This is a genomic window from Streptomyces sp. T39 (assembly GCF_008042045.1).
In the GTDB taxonomy this organism is placed as follows: Bacteria; Actinomycetota; Actinomycetes; order Streptomycetales; family Streptomycetaceae; genus Streptomyces.
This window is the reverse complement of the sequence record NZ_RDBP01000270.1, coordinates 1-680: the sequence shown is the minus strand read 5'-3', so window position 1 is coordinate 680 and position 680 is coordinate 1. Positions and strand designations below refer to the sequence as shown.

1 protein-coding gene is annotated in these 680 nt (G+C 67.8%); it reads left to right on the top strand.

The genetic code is table 11. The features are described from left to right. The coding region (gene thyX, locus EAO77_RS38195; RefSeq protein ID WP_147992850.1) for an FAD-dependent thymidylate synthase at positions 1-680 on the top strand (680 nt) is incomplete at both ends.

Genomic DNA, 680 nt, shown 5'->3' with positions numbered 1-680 from the left:
GTCGACCTGGTGAAGCACACCGCCGGTGACTCCGACGTGCTGTGGGCCGCCCGGGTCTCCACAGCGGGTGAGCAGTCGCTCGACGAGCTCTCGAAGGACCCCGAGCGCTCCAAGGGACTCATCAACTATCTGATGCGCGACCGCCACGGCAGCCCCTTCGAGCACAACTCGATGACCTTCTTCATCAGCGCACCGATCTTCGTCTTCCGCGAGTTCATGCGCCACCGCGTCGGCTGGTCGTACAACGAGGAGTCCGGCCGCTACCGCCGTCTGGACCCGGTGTTCTACGTCCCCGACGCCGAGCGCAAGCTCGTCCAGGAGGGCCGCCCCGGCAAGTACGTCTTCGTCGAGGGCACCCAGGCGCAGCAGGAGCTGACCGGCCGGGTGATGGAGGACGCCTACCTGCACGCGTACGAGGCGTACCAGGAGATGCTCGCCGCCGGCGTCGCCCGTGAGGTGGCCCGTGCGGTGCTCCCCGTCGGCCTCTTCTCGTCGATGTACGCCACCTGCAACGCACGCTCGCTGATGCACTTCCTGGGGCTGCGCACCCAGCACGAGGACGCCGCGGTGCCCTCGTTCCCGCAGCGGGAGATCGAGATGGTCGGCGAGAAGATGGAACGGCACTGGGCGAAGCTCATGCCGCTGACCTACGCGGCCTTCAACGCCAACGGCCGGATCGC